This is a genomic window from Microbacterium sp. M1A1_1b (assembly GCF_053345565.1).
The window spans coordinates 72,051-87,094 of record NZ_JBKFAJ010000006.1; the positions used below are offsets into that span (position 1 = coordinate 72,051).

Below are 15,044 nucleotides of genomic sequence, written 5' to 3' on the forward strand. Positions count from 1 at the left end.
CTACCGTCGACGTCATGCCCCAGATCATCGAGACCATCGACGTCAACGTCCCCGTCAGTGCCGCCTACGGCCAGTGGACCCGCTTCGAGGAGTTCCCGCACTTCCTCGACGAGGTGCAGCGGATCATCCAGGTCGACGACACCACCACCGACTGGACCGTGAAGGTCGCCGGTCAGGAGCGCGAGTTCCGCGCCGTCATCACCGAGCAGCACCCGGACGAGCGTGTCGCCTGGACCGTGAAGGACGGCGAGACCGACCACGCCGGTGTCGTCACGTTCCACAAGCTCGCCGACAACGAGACGCGCGTCACGGCGCAGATCGACTGGCAGCCCATCGGCTTCCTCGAGAAGCTCGGTTCAGCTGTCGGCGTCGGCAGCCACGCGGTCAAGAAGGACCTGCAGAACTACAAGGAGCGCGTCGAGTCCACGCCCGCCGACGCCGGCTGGCGCGGCGACGTGCAGGCCTGATCCACGGCACCACGAGACGGAACGGGAGGCCCGGTGCCAGTTGGCACCGGGCCTCCCGTGTATCCGTGGTCACGATGTGTACATGACATGTTGGATACGCTGTGAGCTCCTACCTTCGACAGGAGCACACATGCGCACCAAGCACATCACCGCGGTCGCGATCGGGCTGGCCCTGGCCGCCGGACTCGCCAGCCCCGTTGCCGCGAACGCCGCCACGGCCCACCAGCACATCCAGAGCCGCGGGATGCACACCCCATCGGTCACCTCGGACAAGCCCGACGACGCGGCGTCGCCGATCCGTCTGACAGCGGGCACCACGTTCGTGCCCGGTGCGTCCACGACGCTGACCGGGACGGCAACGCCCGGGCACGAGTTGTTCGTGAGCGTCCCCGGGGCCGACATCGCGACGTCGGTCACCGTGGACGACGACGGCACGTGGTCGGTCCCGCTCGGGACGCTGCGCGGCAGCTCCTACGACGACAACGTCGCCTTCGACCAGGACGACATGGCACAGAACGTCGTCTTCTCCCTGACGTCCGCCGGCTGACGGCTGGCGGCCTGGCGGCCGGCACCGCGGACAGACGGGAGGCCCGGTGCCAGCTGGCACCGGGCCTCCCGTCTGTGCGTCGTCAGTCCTAGGACTCGATCTCGCCCTGCGGAGCCGCGTCCGTTCCGGACTCGACGGCGGCTGCTCCGGCGAGGACCTCTTCGCGACCCGGCTGACGCCCGGTCTCGAACTCGAACTTGCCCTCTCGGAAGTCGACCTTGACGTGGTCGCCCGCCGTCAGCTCACCCTGCAGGATGTGCTCGGACAGCTGGTCCTCGACCTCGTGCTGCATCGCGCGGCGCAGCGGTCGAGCACCCAGGGCGGGGTCGAACCCGACCTTGATGAGCTGCTCCTTGGCCGGCAGCGTCAGCTCGACGGTCATGTCGCGGTCGAGCATGCGGTCGGACAGACGCTTCACGAACAGGTCCACGATCTGCAGCAGCTCGGGCTGCGACAGCTGCGGGAACACGATCGTGTCGTCGACGCGGTTCAGGAACTCGGGCTTGAAGTGCTTCTTCAGCTCCTCGTTCACCTTCGCGCGCATCCGGTCGTAGCCGACGCCCGAGTCACCCTCGACCTGGAAGCCCACCGGGCCACCGGCGATGCCCTGCGAACCGAGGTTCGTGGTCATGATGATGACGGTGTTCTTGAAGTCGACGACACGGCCCTGACCATCGGTCAGGCGGCCCTCTTCGAGCACCTGCAGCAGCGAGTTGAAGATGTCCGGGTGGGCCTTCTCGATCTCGTCGAACAGCACCACGGAGAACGGCTTGCGACGCACCTTCTCGGTGAGCTGGCCACCCTCTTCGAACCCGACGAACCCGGGAGGGGCACCGAACAGGCGCGAGACGGTGTGCTTCTCGCCGAACTCCGACATGTCGAGCGAGATGAGCGCGCCCTCGTCGTCGAACAGGAACTCAGCCAGCGCCTTGGCGAGCTCGGTCTTGCCGACGCCCGTGGGGCCGGCGAAGATGAACGAGCCCGAGGGGCGGTTCGGGTCCTTCAGACCGGCGCGGGTGCGGCGGATCGTCTTGGACAGGGCCGAGATCGCCTCTTCCTGACCGATGACCCGCTGGTGCAGTGCCTTCTCCATGAAGACGAGACGCGAGGTCTCCTCTTCGGTGAGCTTGAACACCGGGATGCCCGTGGCCTGCGCCAGGACCTCGGCGATGATGCCCTCGTCGACGGTGCCAGAGGCGGCCACGTCACCGGCACGCCACTGCTTCTCGAGGCGGAGACGCTCGCCGAGCAGCTTCTTCTCCTCGTCACGCAGCGACGCAGCCTTCTCGAAGTCCTGCTCCTCGATGGCGGCTTCCTTCGACCCGCGGACGGTCGAGATCTTCTCGTCGAACTCGCGGAGCTCCGGCGGTGCCGACAGGATCGACAGACGCAGGCGGGCGCCGGCTTCGTCGATCAGGTCGATGGCCTTGTCCGGCAGGAAGCGGTCCTGCACGTAGCGGTCGGCCAGGTTCGCCGCAGAGACGATCGCACCGTCGGTGATGGACACCTTGTGGAACGCCTCGTACTTGTCGCGCAGGCCCTTGAGGATGTTGATGGTGTGCGGCAGCGACGGCTCGTTGACGGTCACCGACTGGAAGCGACGCTCGAGGGCGGCGTCCTTCTCGAAGTGCTTGCGGTACTCGTCGAGCGTGGTGGCACCGATAGTCTGCAGTTCACCGCGAGCCAGCAGCGGCTTGAGGATCGACGCGGCGTCGATCGCACCTTCGGCAGCACCGGCACCGACCAGCGTGTGGATCTCGTCGATGAAGACGATGATGTCGCCGCGGGTGCGGATCTCCTTCGTGACCTTCTTCAGGCGCTCCTCGAAGTCACCGCGGTAGCGGGACCCGGCGATGAGCGAACCGAGGTCGAGCGAGTAGAGCTGCTTGTCCTTGAGCGTCTCGGGGACGTCGCCCTTGACGATCGCCTGGGCGAGACCCTCGACGACGGCGGTCTTGCCGACGCCCGGCTCACCGATCAGGACGGGGTTGTTCTTGGAGCGGCGGGAGAGGATCTGCATGACCCGCTCCATCTCCTTCTCGCGCCCGATGACGGGGTCGAGCTTGCCGTCGCGCGCGGCCTGGGTGAGGTTCCGACCGAACTGGTCCAGGACCTGCGAACCCTGCTGCGCGTTCTGCTGCTGCTCGCCGCCAACGGCGACCGCTTCCTTGCCCTGGTAGCCGGACAGCAGCTGGATGACCTGCTGGCGGACACGGTTCAGGTCAGCGCCGAGCTTGACGAGGACCTGGGCGGCGACACCTTCGCCCTCGCGGATCAGGCCGAGCAGGATGTGCTCGGTGCCGATGTAGTTGTGGCCGAGCTGGAGCGCTTCGCGCAGGGACAGCTCGAGGACCTTCTTGGCGCGCGGCGTGAACGGGATGTGCCCGGTCGGCTGCTGCTGGCCCTGCCCGATGATGTCCTGCACCTGCTCGCGCACGGCGTCGAGCGAGATGCCCAGCGACTCCAGCGCCTTGGCCGCAACGCCCTCGCCCTCGTGGATGAGGCCGAGGAGGATGTGCTCGGTGCCGATGTAGTTGTGGTTGAGCATCTTCGCTTCTTCTTGAGCGAGGACGACAACACGACGGGCTCGGTCGGTGAATCTCTCGAACATGTGCTCTCCCTTGGCCCTTCGAACCGGGCCGACAGCTGCACCGGTCTCGTGTGAGTCCGGTCACGTACTCCGAGAGTAACCAGCGCTCCCCCCTCCAGCTGCCCCTGTTCGCCGTGGGCGTGACCTCCTTGGCCCTGGCGGGCGGCAGACGGACAGGAGGCCCGGCGCACGTCCGGCACAGCACCCGCTGTCGGCCTGTTGGTCACGCTCTGTCGGCCTGTTGGTCGCGCTCTGTCCGCGTGCTGGTGGCGCTCGACGACGTGCGAGCCAGGTCGGCCCGGTAGCATCCGGCCATGGAGCAGCCCGTCGTCGGCCTCGTCGTCCACCCGACCAAGAACGTGCAGGAGTCCGTCGCGACCCTGCAGCGCTGGAACTCCTCCGGCCGCGGACGCCTGGTCGCCCGGCGGATCGACGCCGCCCGCATCAGCGCCACGATCGACGTCGTCGAGGACGAGGACTTCATCGGCATCGTCGACCTGGTGGTGGCACTCGGTGGCGACGGCACGATGCTCGGCGCGATGCGTCTGGTCGCAGGGCGTCCGGTGCCCGTGCTCGGCGTCAACCACGGGAACGTCGGGTTCCTGGTCGAGATCGAACCGCCGGAACTCGAGGCCGCGCTCGAGCGCCTGTCGGCCGGCGACTACCAGCTCGAGCCGCACCACGCGCTCGAGGCCAAGCTGTCCTGGAGCGGCGCCCGCACCGACTACCTGGCGTTCAACGACCTGACCATCGTCCGCCGCCCGGGTGCCGGACAGGTCTCCGCCGACCTGAGCGTGGGCGGGTTCGGGTACGGGTACTACCGCGCGGACGCCATCGTCGCGGCGACCCCGGCCGGGTCCACCGCCTACAACTACGCGGCCGGCGGCCCGGTGCTCTCCCCCGCGCTGTCCGGGTCCGTCGTCACGCCGGTGGCACCGATGGCCGGCATCGACCGCGCCGTGGTGCTCGCCGCCCGCGAGCGCTACCGCTTCGACATCGCCGAGGGCACACGGAGCGCCGCGCTCGAGGTCGACGGGCTCGTCGTCGGCGAGGTCGCGATGGGGGCGCAGATCGACATGCGCCTGCGGAAGGACGCCGGCAGCGTGGTGCGGCTCGACGCCGAACGCCACGGGCGCACGGGGCGCGTCAAGCTGAGCCTGCTGGACCTGCCCGTCCGACCGGACCAGCTCATCGAGCTGATCCCGAGCGACCTGCGGCAGAAGCTGCGGCGCGAGGTCGAGGACTGACACCGAGGACACGGCCGCGGGTGACCGGCCGTCAGTCGAGCAGCCGATCGCGCAACGCCGTCAGGTCGTCGTCGGACAGGCCGGCCGCCCGCAGGGCGCCGGTCGCCGAACCCCACCGCTCGGTCAGGTGCGCGATGGCCGCCTGCATCGCCGTCCGTGGCGACCGGGTCGCGATCTGCTGCACCGCCTCGTCGTCGACGTCCATGCCCTGCTCGTGTGCCGCCCGGACCATCGCCGAAGCCGTCGCACCGAAGGTGTCGGGCAGGAACCGCTCGGTCGCCTGGTAGTCGTCGAGCACGTCCTCGGGGTCGACACCGACCGCCAGCAGCACCAGGGCGATCACCACGCCGGTGCGGTCCTTGCCGGCAGAGCAGTGCACCAGGACGCCCGGTTCGTCGCGGGCGACACGGCGGACCGCTTCGGCCACGGCCGCCGGTTCGTCGTCGAGCAGGTGACGGTACAGCTCGGACACCGTCGGCACGGTGGTCATCGTCGACGCTGCGCCGGCGAGCATCGGGATCGCCGTCGCCCGGACCGCGGATCCGACCAGGGCGTCCGGCGCCGCGAGCCGCTCGGCGTCGGAGCGCAGGTCGATCACGGACCGCACACCGAGCGCATCGAGCTGGCCACGCCCCTGGTTGTCGAGGCCCGCCAGGCTGCCGGAACGGAAGAGCCGCCCGGTCACGACCGTGCGACCGTCGGTGGTCCGCAGACCGCCGAGGTCACGCAGGTTGAAGGTCCCGGAGACGGCGGCGGATCGCTCGTCGGCGGTACGGCTTGCCAGGGTGTTCGCTGCGTCGGACATGGAGCTCCCGAGTCGTGGTCGATCCAGGACACGATACATCACACATCGGGACGGAGACCCCCGGACATGGATGTGGCCCGCCCGAGCAGTGCTCGAACGGGCCGTCCCATCACCCCACCGGATCGTCTTCCCACAGAACGACCCGGTTCCCCGGTCCGGCGTCGCAGTGGACACCGGCCGAAGTCGTCAGCGCTACTCGGTCAGGTAGAGCTGCATGTCCTGCGAGACCGCCTTGGCGAACAGGCGGAGCTTGGCGCGCGACTCGACACGGCTCACCGCCTGGCGCGTGGTGTGCACGATCTTCGAGATCTCGTCGAGCGTCATCGGCTTGTCGTCGTCCAGGCCGTAGCGCATGCGGATCACGTTCGCCTCGTCGCTCGGCAGTTCGGCGACGATGGACCGGATGTCGCGGTGCAGCAGCGTGGTCTCGGTGAGCTCGTTCGGGGACGCGGCGTCCTCGTCCTCGATGAAGTCACCGAGTTCGCTGTCGTCGGAGTCGCCGACAACGGTGTGGATCGACACGGGCTCGTGCGAACGGCCCTTGAGGTCGACCAGCTCTTCCACCGACATGCTCAGCTCGGCGGCGACCTCGTCGGGCATCGGCGCACGGCCGAGGTCGACGGTCAGGTCACGCTCGGTGCGCGAGATCTTGTTGATCAGCTCGACCGTGTGCACGGGGATGCGGATCGTGCGGGCCTTGTCGGCGAGACCGCGCGAGATCGCCTGACGGATCCACCAGGTGGCGTACGTCGAGAACTTGTAGCCCTGCGTGAAGTCGAACTTCTCGACCGCACGGACCAGGCCGAGGTTGCCCTCCTGGATGACGTCCATGAAGGGCAGTCCACGCTGCGAGTAGCGCTTCGCGATGCTGACGACCAGGCGCAGGTTCGACGTGATCATGCGCTCCTTGGCACGTTCGCCGTCGCGGACGAGCCACTTGAGTTCGCGCTGCAGGGCCTTGGGGAGTCCGGCTTCGGTGACCAGCTTCTCGCCGGCGAACAGCCCGACCTCGATGCGGCGGGCGATGTCGGCTTCTTCCTCGGCGGTGAGGAGTGCCAGACGACCGATGTGGCGCAGGTAGTCACCGACCTGGTCGACCGATGCACCACGGACCCCGGCGAGCTGCTCGTCCGCCTCGACCTCGGCCACGGCGCCGAGCGTCGTGCTCTCGACCTTCGTGGCCTCGGTCGTCGCGGCGGCCTTCTTGGTCCGGCGCGAGGTGGTGCTCGGTGCTGTCGTTGCGATCGTCATGTGACTCTCCCTGCATTGACGGTGACGGCGGTGGGTGAGACCAAGTAGAGCGGTCCGGGGGTGTACCCCACAAACCGATCCGATCGATTCCCAGGCTTCTCCGTGATTCACCATGGGGACCGCCGCCCTCGGGGTACACCGTGCCGCCAGTCTGCCGCGGTCGCATCCCCGAGATCAAGCGGTTCCCGTTGTGAATCCGGTGATGCAGAGGAGTTTGTTGCACGACAGCAAGGTTGTACCCCGGGGTGCAGCGCTTCGTGGACAAGCAAAAGGGGTACGTCGATCCGGATCAGGTCGATCCGGTCGCCGTACCCCGAACAGCAGGTGACGGGTGACTCACCAGGAGGGCTCGAGCCACCCCGCCCGGCGCTTGGAGACCTCGAGGTCGGCATCGCGGTCGTACTCGTCGTACTCGCTCTCGATGTCGCCGACGAGGCTGCGGACACGGAGGCGCTGGATGAGGGACATGGCGACGATGTTCACACCGCATGGCAACGCCCGCGTGAACGCGCGGCGACGCTCAGACGTCGATGTCGTCGTCGTCCTCGTCGTCCCACACGCCGTCATCACGGGCCGGGTCGGGCAGCACGGTGTGGCCGAACGCGTCGGCCGGGTCGAGGTCCGGGTCGACGGCAGCGGCGTCGTCGCTCGGCTCGCGAGTCCACGGGTGCATGCGGCCCACGGTGACACCGCCCGGTGAACGCCCGGTGTCGCGGTTCGGGCTCCGTGCGCGGACCGATGCCCCGCCGAGTCTCGGCCACGCGGACACTTCGCGGCGCACAACAGGCGCGAACTGTCCGCCGAGCCGAGACTCGGCGGGCGAGATGGCCGGCGGCGGCCGGGCTACTCCGCCGAGGCGGGGGCCGGCGCGGGGACGCCGTGCTCGCGTTCGAAGCGGGCGCGCTCCTCGGCCTCGACCTTGGCGTACGCGGCGCGCTCGGTCCGGTCAGCCCGCATGATGGCGCGCATGACGAACCAGAACACGAGGCCGACCACGACGGTCGGCGTCAGGGCGAAGATGATCCCGGTCACGACTCCATGCGGCACGCGTGCATCTTAACCCTTTCGTGGTGGACGAACCGGACTCGCAGGCTCCTCCGGGGCTGGCGTCGCGCAGCGCTGGCGCGCTGCCCTAAGCTCCAGCGCCCTTCACGAGCGGGAACAGGATCGTCTCGCGGATGCCCAGGCCGGTGATCGCCATGAGCAGCCGGTCGACGCCCATGCCCATGCCACCCGACGGCGGCATCGCGTGCTCGAGTGCCCGCAGGAACTCCTCGTCGACGCGCATCGCCTCGGGGTCGCCGCCGGCCGCCAGCTTGGCCTGCTCGACGAAGCGCTCGCGCTGGACGACGGGGTCCACCAGCTCGGAGTACGCCGTCGCGAGTTCGAAACCGCGCACGTACAGGTCCCACTTCTCGACGATGCCGGGACGGGTGCGGTGCTCGCGGGTCAGGGGCGAGGTGTCGACGGGGAAGTTCATCACGAACGTCGGGCGGTCGAGCGAGTCGATGACGAAGTGCTCCCAGAGCTCTTCGACGTACTTGCCGTGGGTGGCGTGTGCGACCTCGACACCCTCGGCCGCAGCCAGCTCCTGCAGCTCGGACAACGGGGTCTCGGGGGTGATCTCGCGACCGGCCGCCGACGACAGCGAGCCGTACATGTCGATGCGCGGCCACTCGCCGCCCAGGTCGTACGCGGACCCGTCGGGCAGCGTCACCTCGAGCGAGCCGCCCGTCACGGCCTTGGTGGCGTTCTGCACGAGCTCCTGCGTCAGGTCGGCCATCTGCTCGTAGTTGCCGTACGCCTGGTAGGCCTCGACCATCGCGAACTCCGGCGAGTGCGACGAGTCGGCGCCCTCGTTCCGGAAGTTCCGGTTCACCTCGAACACCCGGTCGATCCCGCCGACCACGGCCCGCTTCAGGAACAGCTCGGGCGCGATGCGCAGGTACAGCTCGGTGTCGAAGGCGTTGGAGTGCGTGACGAACGGCCGCGCCGAGGCACCCCCGTGCTGGGTCTGGAGCATCGGGGTCTCGACCTCGAGGTACTCGTGCCCCGTGAAGGTCGCACGGAGCGAGGCCATGACGGCGGCACGGGCGCGGACGGTCGCACGGGCCTGGTCGCGCACGATCAGGTCGAGGTACCGCTGGCGGACGCGGGTCTCCTCGCCGAGTTCGTTGTGCAGGTTGGGCAGCGGCAGGATCGCCTTGGCAGCCATCGCCCACGCGTCGACCATGACCGACAGTTCGCCACGGCGCGAGGAGATCACCCGGCCGTGCACGAACACGTGGTCGCCCAGGTCGACGAACTCCTTCCACTGCGCCAGCGCGTCCTCGCCGACCTCGGCCAGCGACACCATCGCCTGGATGCGGGCACCGTCGCCGGACTGCAGCGTCGCGAAGCAGAGCTTGCCGGTGTTGCGCGAGAACACGACGCGGCCGGCGATGCCGACGACGTCGTCGGTCTCCTGACCGGTCTCGAGGTGCTCGTACTGCTCCCGGACCGCGGGGATGGTCGTCGTGATCGGCAGCTCGGCCGGGTAGGCCTGCACACCGGACTCGAGCAGCCGCGCGCGCTTGTCGAGGCGGACCTGCCGCTGCTCGCTGGTCTCCTGCTCGGCGAGCGCGGCAGCGTCGGCGTCGGCGAGCGCGGCAGCGTCGGTGTCGGTGGTGGCGGTCTCGTCGGTCATGCGGGTGCGGCTCCGGAGGTCGTGGGGGGACGCGTCGATGCTACCCGGCCGCGCGCACTCCCCCGGCTGCTCCGGAGACCGGGGACCGAGCACCTACAGCCGCGACTGCCCGTCCGCAGCGGCCAGCGCGTTGTCCACGGCGGACCGCACCAGGGCGCCGAGGACCCGACCGGGGTGCTCCACCCCGATGCCCGACAGGGTGCCGGCGGACTGGTCGACGATCGCGGTCGAGAAGCTCACGGCCGCCCGCACGGCATCGGCGTACGCGGGCCGGTCCTGCTCGGCGACGACGAACGGCTCCGCCCCCATCTCGACCACGAGCGCCTGCGCGATCGGCAGCACGGGCGACGGTGCCGTCACGGCGCAGTAGGCGTCGCGGAGCCGGGCGAGGTCGACACTGGTGCCGGTGAACGCCATCGCGGGGTGGATCGCCAGCGGGATCGCGCCGGCCGCCATGGCGGGAGCGAGGATGCCGACGCCGTGTTCCGGGCTCGTGTGCACGACGAGCTGCCCCGGCTGCCAGATCCCCGCGTCGGCGAGCCCCTGCACGAGCCCGACGAGCTGGTCGTCCGGCACCGCCAGCAGCACGAGTTCGCTCCGCTCGACCAGCGCGGGCGTCTCGAGGACGGGGACCCCGGGCAGCAGGGCCTCGGCGCGGTCGACACTCGACTCGGACACGGCGGTGATGCCCACGACGGCGTGCTCGGCGTTCGCGAGCGCAGCACCGAGCACCGGTCCCACCCGGCCGGCCCCGACGACGCCGACCCCCAGGCGTCCGGCCCTCACCGCACCGCTCCGGTGGGCGGGACGTCGCCCCACCCGGCCGGCGCCGGGGACCAGACGGGAGGCCCGGTGTGCCCTGGTGCCGCCACCTGCGGTCCCGCAGGTGGTGCGCTCACGTGCCCCCGGGCCTCCTGGCCGGCTGCGTGCCCCGAGGCGGACCGCCAGCGGTGCGACGTGTCGGAGGCCGCGGCCTCGACCGCGCGTTCGGCCGTGTCGGCCCAGAGCTGCTGGGCGTCGCGCGCGTCGAGCGCGCCGATCGCCGCGGTGACGGGACCGTGCACGGTCTGCACGTGCACCGACGCCAGGCGGAGCAGGCGCTCCACGGGGCCCTGCGAGACCTTCACGCTCTGCACCCGTGGCAACGGGACGACGACGAGCGTGCGCCAGACGGCCCCCATCCGCAGCAGCACGGCGCCGGGGACGAAGCGGTACCCGTTGCGGCGCGCGGACAGCGGGCGGAGCAACCGGCCACGGCGGGGCGAGTGCTGGAAGCCACCCCGGTCGCCCGTGGTGGTCAGGCTGTCGTCGACGACGCTGACGGCCTCGGCGGATCCCTCGCGCATCCGGTCCTTCGTCGCGCCCGGGCCCACGACGGCGCTGCCGACGAGCGACGGCAGGATGATCTCGAGGACCTGGCGCACGTCCTCGGCGGTGCCCACCGGCAGCACGATCGACGACACCTGCTGGTTGTTCGACGCGCCGTTGCCTGCGTTCGTCGCCCGGTTGATGCGGATGTCCCACCAGCCGAACGGTCGCCACAGCAGCGGCTGCGCGACGCTGACGGCGTGGATGCGGCCGGGCGGCAGCGTCTCGTTCGACGTCGACACCAGGCCGAAGCCGATGCGGATGCCGTCGCGGGTGTCCGCGATCGTGTACTGCAGCGACTTCGAGAACTTGCGGACGTAGTAGCCGCCGGCGCCGATCACCGCGGGGAACAGCGAGACGAGCAGGAAGTACTCCCCCGTGACGGCGATGCTGACGATGATCGCAGCGAGCACGAGCAGCAGGAACACCGTCGTGCCGGACAGCAGCAGCGACGCGACGAGCCGCCCGGGCTGCACCTTCACGATGCGCGTCGCGTGCACGGCACCGGCGTCGAGCTCGGGCGACAGGAACTCGTGCACGCGGTCGGACACGAGCCCCTCGGAGTCGTACCGGGGCTGACCGTCTGCGGCCTCGGCCTCGTCCTCCTGCGCTCCCGACGCCAGCACCAGGATGCGCTGCCGCAGGTCGTCGCCGGCCTTGGCACCCAGGTAGGCGAGCTGGACGTTGGCGTCGTTGCCGGCCTGGGCGATCTCGAGCTTGGCGGTGCCGAACAGCCGCGGGATGAGCGGCCGCGAGACGTTGATGCCCTGGATGCGGTCGAGTCGGGCCTTGCGGTGGTTGCGGAACAGCACGCCGGACCGCACCTCGACCACGTCGCCGGTGACCCGGAACTCGTGCATCCGCCACGACAGGTAGAACAGCCCGATCAACACGATCACGAAGCCCACCAGGCCGAGCAGCACCCAGCCGACGGCGCCGTGCTCGTAGACGTAGCGGACGGGGTCGCCGTCCTGTTGCGGGCCACCGCCGGGGATGACCATCTCGACCAGGGTGTCGCGCAGGTTGTTGAGCAGGATGCCGAGCACGACGATCAGGACGATGCCACCGCGCAGCAGCGGGGTCAGCGGGTGCAGGCGGTGCCACTCGCCGTCGGTCAGGGGTGCTGCCGCGGCGGCGTTCCCCCTGCGCGCCGGGGCGGGCGGTGGTGGGCCGGGTCGGAACGTCACGATGTCCCCTAGAGCCCGGCCCGGCGGGCCTCGGCGAGTTCGACGAGCCGGTCACGCAGCTCGTCGGCGTGCTCGGCGGGGATGCCCGGGATGCGCACGTTCGTCGACGCGGCCGCGGTCACGAACTTCAGCTCGCTCATGCCGAGCGCCCGGTCGAGCGGGCCGCGGTTGACGTCCACCAGCTGCAGGCGACCGTAGGGCACCGCGGTGAAGCGCTGCCACATCAGGCCCTTGCGGAGCACGAAGTCGTCGTCGCGCAGGGCGTACCCGATGGCACGGACACGGCGCGGCGTCAGGATCGCGGTGATCAGCGTGACGATGCCGACCGCGGCGCCGATGAGCGTCCAGACCAGGCCGGCGCCGTCCGACGGACCGCCGCTCGCGACGCCGATCAGCACGCAGCCGACCGTGACCACGACCCCGGCCAGGACGGTGGTGATGAGTTCCGTCCACACGAGCTTCGTGGACACCCGCGTCCAGTCGATGCCGGTCAGTCCGAGTCCCTGCTCGTCGAGTCGTTCGCGCGGCATCGGGCCCTCCTGGTGGTCATCGTGCCGTGGTGCCGCCCCGCGGTTCGTCGCGGTCGTCGTCGTCCGGTGGGGCGATGCACATGCGCTCGGCGACGAGGGCGCACACGGTCAGCACGATCCCACCGCCGACCGCCACGGCACTCGGCAGGGTCGAGCCTAGCGAAGGCACCACCGATCGGGTCAGCAGGTACACCAGCAGCCCGAGGGCGAAGGTGCCGAACAGCACGCCGCAGATGCTCGACGCCTTGGCCAGCACCACCACGCGGGTGGCGTAGATCGGGTCCACGCGGCGGCCGGGGTCGCCCCGGGCGTGCCGACGGACCGGCACTGCGAGCGCGATGAGCACGATGCCGATGAAGGCCAGGGCGAAGCCGAGGGGGCTGACCAGGATGAGCGCGGGGGCCTGGCGCGAGGCCAGTGCGGCGTTCAGGGCGAAACCGGCGATGCCGGCGACGACGGCCAGGCTGACGAGCGTCGAGGCGCGGGTGGTCCTCACGAGGGCGCGTCCGCTCGGTCGGGCTGTCCGGACTGCGCAGTCTGCGCCGCCGGTTCCGGACGGGAGGCCGTGGTCGCGTCGTCGAACAGGCGCGGCTCGTCGACGCGCTCGGTGTCGTCGCCGAGTGCGGCCAGCAGGTCCGCCACCGGTCCGCGCCCGGGCAGCACGGCGTCCGGGTCGGCGTCGAGCCAGGGCGCCAGGACGAACGCCCGCTCGTGCGCGCGGGGGTGCGGCACGTCGAGGGTCTCGGTGGCGATGTGCGCGTCGCCGTAGGTCACCACGTCGAGGTCGAGCGTGCGGTCGCCCCAACGGACCTGGCGGGTGCGGCCGTGCGCGTCCTCGACCGCGTGCAGCGCGTCGAGCAGCTGCTGGGCGCCGAGCTCGGTGTCCACGACGACGACGGCGTTGCGGTACCGGGGCTTGCTCGTGTCGAGGCCGTCCAGGGTCAGCGCGACGGACTCGACCTCGTGCGACGACGCGACGGCGTGCACCCCGGGGATCGCGGCGACGGCGGACGCAGCGGCGCGCAGGGTGCTGCCCCGGTCGCCCAGGTTGGCACCGAGGGCGATGACGGCGCGGGTCACGCGGCACCCGGGTCGGCGGTGCGCACGCTGCCGACCGTCGACGCGGAGCGTTCACGCCGGATCGAGATCGACACGTCGGTGAACGGCACCGTGATGGGGGCCTGCGGCTTGTGCACCGTGACCTCGGTCGCCAGGGCAGCGTCGTGGGTGAGCACCGCGGCGGCGATCCGCTCCGCCAGCGTCTCGATCAGGTCGACCGGGTCACGCTCGATCTCGGCGACGACCTGCTCGGCCAGCACCCCGTAGTGCACGGTCTTGGCCAGGTCGTCGGGACCGGCGGCGGCGTGCGCGTCGATCTCGACGGCGACGTCGACCACGAAGTCCTGCCCGTCGGCGCGTTCATGGTCGAAGACCCCGTGGTGTCCGCGGGCGCGGACCCCCGTCAAGCGGATGGTGTCGTTCACGATCGAGCTGCCCTCCAGGCTTCCCAGACGTCGAGCACGGCGCGGGTGGGGACGGGATCGTGCACGCGCACGCCCCATGCTCCCCGCTCCGCTGCCAACAGGCTGATGGCGGCGGTCGCCAGGTCGCGTTCCGCCGGTGGTGCGCCGGCAGGACTGCCGACGCCGTCGAGGAACCGCTTGCGCGACGCCGCGACCAGGACGGGCAGGCCGATCGAGGCGAACCGCTCGTAGCCGGCCAGGATCTCCCAGTTCTGCACGCCCTGCTTGGCGAAGCCCAGCCCCGGGTCGATGACGACCTGGTCCTGGTGCACGCCGAGCACGATGAGTTCAGCGACGCGCATCTCGACCTCGCGGCGGACCTCGTCGACCGCGTGGGCGTAGACCGCGTCGCGGTACATCCGGTCGCTGTGCCCGCGCCAGTGCATGACGACGAAGCCGCAGCCCGTCGACGCCACGACCCGGGCCATGTCGTCGTCGGCCAGGCCACCCGACACGTCGTTGACGATCGTCGCGCCGAGCTCGACCGCGCGTTCGGCCGTCGCCGCGTTCATGGTGTCGACGCTGACGGCGATGCCCTCGGCGACGAGCTGCTCGACCACGGGCAGCACGCGCTGCTGCTCGACCTCGACCGGCACGCGCTCGGCGCCCGGACGGGTGGACTCGCCCCCGACGTCGACGATGTCGGCGCCCGTGTCGACCAGGTGGCGGGCATGGGCCACGGCGGCGTCGTACGCCGCGTGCAGTCCACCATCGGAGAACGAGTCGGGCGTGACGTTGAGGATGCCCATGACCCGGGTGCTCCCCTGCTGGGAGACACCCGGGTCACGGCGACGGCTGGCCGCGGCGAGGCGGCGGTCCCGTCTCGTCGGGAGGTCGGTCATG

Annotated in this window: 17 protein-coding genes; 3 read left to right on the forward strand and 14 right to left on the reverse strand. The window is 70.6% G+C overall.

Annotation, left to right across the window (positions count from 1 at the left end):
• Nucleotides 1–14 precede the first annotated feature (14 nt).
• Together ACLBWP_RS14425 and ACLBWP_RS14430 are read left to right on the forward strand one after the other, a co-directional pair.
• Complete coding sequence (locus ACLBWP_RS14425; protein ID WP_243563474.1) at nucleotides 15–467, forward strand: SRPBCC family protein; 453 nt, start codon at nucleotides 15–17, stop codon at nucleotides 465–467.
• A 130-nt stretch (nucleotides 468–597) separates the two neighbouring features.
• Nucleotides 598–1,014: a hypothetical protein gene (locus ACLBWP_RS14430; protein ID WP_447655707.1), complete on the forward strand. Its 417-nt coding sequence runs from the start codon at nucleotides 598–600 to the stop codon at nucleotides 1,012–1,014.
• 88 nt (nucleotides 1,015–1,102) lie between these two features.
• Here the strand turns inward: ACLBWP_RS14430 and ACLBWP_RS14435 are convergent, their stop codons facing one another.
• A complete protein-coding gene (locus ACLBWP_RS14435; protein ID WP_056126530.1) occupies nucleotides 1,103–3,625 on the reverse strand; it encodes an ATP-dependent Clp protease ATP-binding subunit in 2,523 nt (840 codons plus the stop codon).
• Nucleotides 3,626–3,918: 293 nt separating this feature from the next.
• On the opposite strand from ACLBWP_RS14435, the gene ACLBWP_RS14440 reads away from it, so the two are divergent.
• A complete protein-coding gene (locus ACLBWP_RS14440) occupies nucleotides 3,919–4,851 on the forward strand; it encodes an NAD(+)/NADH kinase (protein ID WP_243563472.1) in 933 nt (310 codons plus the stop codon).
• Nucleotides 4,852–4,882: 31 nt separating this feature from the next.
• Here the strand turns inward: ACLBWP_RS14440 and ACLBWP_RS14445 are convergent, their stop codons facing one another.
• From ACLBWP_RS14445 to folP, 13 genes are all read right to left on the reverse strand, one after another.
• Nucleotides 4,883–5,656: a tyrosine-protein phosphatase gene (locus tag ACLBWP_RS14445; protein ID WP_447655708.1), complete on the reverse strand. Its 774-nt coding sequence runs from the start codon at nucleotides 5,654–5,656 to the stop codon at nucleotides 4,883–4,885.
• Between the two features lie 192 nt (nucleotides 5,657–5,848).
• Complete coding sequence (locus tag ACLBWP_RS14450; RefSeq protein ID WP_243563470.1) at nucleotides 5,849–6,907, reverse strand: sigma-70 family RNA polymerase sigma factor; 1,059 nt, start codon at nucleotides 6,905–6,907, stop codon at nucleotides 5,849–5,851.
• Nucleotides 6,908–7,243: 336 nt separating this feature from the next.
• Nucleotides 7,244–7,375 carry a hypothetical protein gene (locus ACLBWP_RS14455; RefSeq protein ID WP_279397035.1) on the reverse strand — a complete coding sequence of 44 codons (132 nt, stop codon included), beginning with the start codon at nucleotides 7,373–7,375 and terminating at the stop codon, nucleotides 7,244–7,246.
• 52 nt (nucleotides 7,376–7,427) lie between these two features.
• Nucleotides 7,428–7,580, reverse strand: coding sequence for a hypothetical protein (locus ACLBWP_RS14460; protein ID WP_447655709.1), 153 nt, complete (start codon nucleotides 7,578–7,580; stop codon nucleotides 7,428–7,430).
• A 170-nt stretch (nucleotides 7,581–7,750) separates the two neighbouring features.
• Nucleotides 7,751–7,954 (reverse strand): hypothetical protein, encoded by a 204-nt coding sequence (locus ACLBWP_RS14465; protein ID WP_071301300.1) that lies wholly within the window; start codon nucleotides 7,952–7,954, stop codon nucleotides 7,751–7,753.
• Between the two features lie 85 nt (nucleotides 7,955–8,039).
• The gene (gene lysS, locus ACLBWP_RS14470; protein WP_447655710.1) at nucleotides 8,040–9,593 is read right to left on the reverse strand and encodes a lysine--tRNA ligase; all 1,554 of its coding nucleotides are present in this window, start codon (nucleotides 9,591–9,593) and stop codon (nucleotides 8,040–8,042) included.
• A gap of 93 nt (nucleotides 9,594–9,686) precedes the next feature.
• Nucleotides 9,687–10,412: a Rossmann-like and DUF2520 domain-containing protein gene (locus tag ACLBWP_RS14475; protein WP_243563467.1), complete on the reverse strand. Its 726-nt coding sequence runs from the start codon at nucleotides 10,410–10,412 to the stop codon at nucleotides 9,687–9,689.
• Nucleotides 10,376–12,148 (reverse strand): PH domain-containing protein, encoded by a 1,773-nt coding sequence (locus ACLBWP_RS14480; protein WP_447655711.1) that lies wholly within the window; start codon nucleotides 12,146–12,148, stop codon nucleotides 10,376–10,378. The genes ACLBWP_RS14475 and ACLBWP_RS14480 overlap by 37 nt, the downstream gene beginning before the upstream one ends.
• An 8-nt stretch (nucleotides 12,149–12,156) precedes the next feature.
• Nucleotides 12,157–12,678: a PH domain-containing protein gene (locus ACLBWP_RS14485; protein ID WP_447655712.1), complete on the reverse strand. Its 522-nt coding sequence runs from the start codon at nucleotides 12,676–12,678 to the stop codon at nucleotides 12,157–12,159.
• A 16-nt stretch (nucleotides 12,679–12,694) separates the two neighbouring features.
• Nucleotides 12,695–13,174 (reverse strand): DUF3180 domain-containing protein, encoded by a 480-nt coding sequence (locus ACLBWP_RS14490; RefSeq protein ID WP_447655713.1) that lies wholly within the window; start codon nucleotides 13,172–13,174, stop codon nucleotides 12,695–12,697.
• Nucleotides 13,171–13,758 (reverse strand): 2-amino-4-hydroxy-6-hydroxymethyldihydropteridine diphosphokinase, encoded by a 588-nt coding sequence (folK, locus tag ACLBWP_RS14495; protein WP_447655714.1) that lies wholly within the window; start codon nucleotides 13,756–13,758, stop codon nucleotides 13,171–13,173. Before folK ends, ACLBWP_RS14490 begins: the two co-directional genes overlap by 4 nt.
• The gene (folB, locus tag ACLBWP_RS14500) at nucleotides 13,755–14,162 is read right to left on the reverse strand and encodes a dihydroneopterin aldolase (RefSeq protein ID WP_447655715.1); all 408 of its coding nucleotides are present in this window, start codon (nucleotides 14,160–14,162) and stop codon (nucleotides 13,755–13,757) included. The genes folK and folB overlap by 4 nt, the downstream gene beginning before the upstream one ends.
• Nucleotides 14,159–15,043 (reverse strand): dihydropteroate synthase, encoded by an 885-nt coding sequence (gene folP, locus ACLBWP_RS14505; RefSeq protein ID WP_447655716.1) that lies wholly within the window; start codon nucleotides 15,041–15,043, stop codon nucleotides 14,159–14,161. The genes folB and folP overlap by 4 nt, the downstream gene beginning before the upstream one ends.
• Nucleotide 15,044 lies beyond the last annotated feature (1 nt).

Coding starts and splice junctions, on each gene's coding strand:
- ACLBWP_RS14440 (WP_243563472.1), top strand. CDS start 3,919: ATGGAGCAGCCCGTCGTCGGCCTCGTCGTCCACCCGACCAAGAACGTG.
- ACLBWP_RS14485 (WP_447655712.1), bottom strand. CDS start 12,678: ATGCCGCGCGAACGACTCGACGAGCAGGGACTCGGACTGACCGGCATC.
- ACLBWP_RS14435 (WP_056126530.1), bottom strand. CDS start 3,625: ATGTTCGAGAGATTCACCGACCGAGCCCGTCGTGTTGTCGTCCTCGCT.
- ACLBWP_RS14460 (WP_447655709.1), bottom strand. CDS start 7,580: ATGCACCCGTGGACTCGCGAGCCGAGCGACGACGCCGCTGCCGTCGAC.
- folP (WP_447655716.1), bottom strand. CDS start 15,043: ATGACCGACCTCCCGACGAGACGGGACCGCCGCCTCGCCGCGGCCAGC.
- lysS (WP_447655710.1), bottom strand. CDS start 9,593: ATGACCGACGAGACCGCCACCACCGACACCGACGCTGCCGCGCTCGCC.
- ACLBWP_RS14450 (WP_243563470.1), bottom strand. CDS start 6,907: ATGACGATCGCAACGACAGCACCGAGCACCACCTCGCGCCGGACCAAG.
- ACLBWP_RS14430 (WP_447655707.1), top strand. CDS start 598: ATGCGCACCAAGCACATCACCGCGGTCGCGATCGGGCTGGCCCTGGCC.
- ACLBWP_RS14425 (WP_243563474.1), top strand. CDS start 15: ATGCCCCAGATCATCGAGACCATCGACGTCAACGTCCCCGTCAGTGCC.
- ACLBWP_RS14445 (WP_447655708.1), bottom strand. CDS start 5,656: ATGTCCGACGCAGCGAACACCCTGGCAAGCCGTACCGCCGACGAGCGA.
- ACLBWP_RS14455 (WP_279397035.1), bottom strand. CDS start 7,375: ATGTCCCTCATCCAGCGCCTCCGTGTCCGCAGCCTCGTCGGCGACATC.